This is a genomic window from Dietzia maris (genome assembly GCF_014144855.1).
Classification (GTDB): Bacteria; Actinomycetota; Actinomycetes; order Mycobacteriales; family Mycobacteriaceae; genus Dietzia; species Dietzia kunjamensis.
The window spans coordinates 1-2,335 of the sequence record NZ_JAALDN010000444.1; the positions used below are offsets into that span (position 1 = coordinate 1).

Here is a 2,335-nt window from a genome sequence, read left to right on the forward strand (position 1 = left end):
CGAGCCCATCTTGCGCGGGATGTACCCGATCATCGCCAGGCATCCGAGAGCGAAGACCCCGGCCAGCGCGGCGACGATCCAGGCCCAGGCCTCGAAGCCGGAGTAGATGAGCAGGCCCACGGCCGCGCCCAGGACGAGCACACCGAGGATGCCCGCGGACCACTGCAGCCGCCGCACCTCGGCGAGGCTCTCGTTGTGCTTGCGGACCCAGGCGTCGTCGACGGGGATGTCGGCGAGGCGGTACTGCTCGTGCGGGGCGCGGGGGGTGCGATCGACGGCCATGGGTCCAGTATCCCAGGAACCGTCCGGACCGGACCCGCGGGTGGCCGCCGGCGTCAGCCGACCTCGGGGATCGGCGGCCCCAGCAGGTCGTCGGCGTCGATGATCCGGTAGGCGTACCCCTGCTCGGCGAGGAACCGCTGCCGGTGCGCGGCGTACTCGGCGTCGAGGGTGTCGCGCGAGACCACCGAGTAGAAGTGTGCCTGGCCACCGTCGTGCTTGGGCCGCAGCAGCCGGCCCAGCCGCTGCGCCTCCTCCTGCCGGGAGCCGAACGTCCCCGACACCTGCACGGCCACACTGGCCTCGGGCAGGTCGATCGAGAAGTTGGCGACCTTGGACACCACGAGCGTGGAGATCTCCCCGGCGCGGAACGCGTTGAAGAGCTTCTCACGCTCTTTGTTGGAGGTGGAGCCCTGGATGACCGGGGCGTCGAGCTCGTCGCCGAGCTCCTCGAGCTGGTCGAGGTAGGCACCGATCACCAGGGTCGGGGCGCCGGCGTGCTTGGCGAGGATGCTCTTGACCACAGGGATCTTGGTCCGTGCGGTCGAGCACAGCTTGTACTTGTCCTCCGCCTCGGCGGTGGCGTAGAGCATCCGTTCGTTCTCCGTGAGCGTCACCCGTACCTCGACGCAGTCGGCCGGGGCGATCCAGCCCTGCGCCTCGATGTCCTTCCACGGGGCGTCGTACCGCTTGGGTCCGATGAGGGAGAAGACGTCACCCTCTCGGCCGTCCTCGCGCACCAGGGTGGCGGTGAGCCCGAGCCGGCGCCGGGACTGCAGGTCCGCGGTCATCCGGAACACCGGCGCGGGCAGCAGGTGCACCTCGTCGTAGATCATCAACCCCCAGTCGCGGGAGTCGAACAGCTCCAACGCCCGGTGGACGCCCTTGGTCTTGCGGGTGACCACCTGGTACGTGGCGATGGTGACCGGGCGGATCTCCTTGCGCTCGCCGGAGTACTCGCCGATCTCGTCCTCGGTCAGCGTGGTGCGGGCCAACAGCTCCCGCTTCCACTGCCGACCGGCGACGGTGTTGGTCACCAGGATGAGCGTGGTGGCCTTGGCCTTGGCCATCGCGGCCGCCCCGACCATCGTCTTGCCCGCGCCGCAGGGCAGCACGACGACACCCGAGCCGCCCGCCCAGAACGAGTCGGCGGCCATCTGCTGGTAGTCGCGCAGCTCCCAGGGCTCGGTCTCGGTGGACAGGTCGATGTCGTGGGCCTCGCCGTCGACGTACCCGGCCAGATCGTCGGCGGGCCAGCCCACCTTGAGCAGCTCCTGCTTGAGGCGGCCGCGCTCGGACGGGTGCACCACGACGGTGTCGGTGTCGATGTCGGCGCCGAGCATCGGGGCGATCTTCTTGTGGCGTTTGACCTCGGCGAGCACTGCGGAGTCCAGGGAGACCAGGGTCAGTCCGTGGACCGGGCTCTTGACCAACTGGAGCCGGCCGTAGCGGGCCATGGTCTCGGCGATGTCCACCAGCAGCGGCTGCGGGACGGGGAAGCGGGAGAAGTTGACCAGCACGTCGACCACCTGCTCGGCGTCGTGGCCGGCGGCCCGGGCGTTCCACAGCGCCAGCGGCGTGATCCGGTAGGTGTGGACGTGCTCGGGGGCGCGCTCCAGCTCGGCGAACGGGGCCAGCGCCTGGCGCGCGTCGTTCGCCTGATCGTGGTCGATCTCCAGCAGCACGGTCTTGTCCGACTGGACGATCAGCGGTCCACCACTCACTCCGGCCCTCCTCGGGGTCTCACCGGACCCGCGTGGGTCCGACCCTTCATTGTCCAGGAATCCGGGTCAGCGGGTCGGGTCGACGTCGGAGACGGAGATCACGCGGTGCAGCGGCAGGGTGACGGGCTCGGCGGAATCGGGCTCGATCCCCTCGATCCGACCCCCGCCGACGGAGGCCGGCACGAGCAGTCGCGCGGTGGACCGGCCCTGGGCGTCGACGACCGAGACGGTGACGGCGGTGCCCGTGCTCGCCGCGTCGTGCAGGCGGGCGATGGCGGCCTCGCCGGTGTACGCGCCCCCTGAAGTACCCCGCGCCGAGCGCACCCGGTCGG

Annotated in this window: 1 protein-coding gene and 2 pseudogenes; all 3 read right to left on the minus strand. The window is 70.7% G+C overall.

All coding sequences use genetic code 11. The features are described 5' to 3' along the window. A pseudogene (locus tag G6024_RS13950) lies at nucleotides 1–282 on the minus strand (DUF3239 domain-containing protein); the annotation flags it as partial. Between the two features lie 53 nt (nucleotides 283–335). Continuing rightward, nucleotides 336–2,003: a DNA repair helicase XPB gene (locus G6024_RS13955; protein WP_069390399.1), complete on the minus strand. Its 1,668-nt coding sequence runs from the start codon at nucleotides 2,001–2,003 to the stop codon at nucleotides 336–338. 66 nt (nucleotides 2,004–2,069) lie between these two features. Continuing rightward, nucleotides 2,070–2,335: pseudogene (locus G6024_RS13960) on the minus strand (helicase-associated domain-containing protein); the annotation flags it as partial.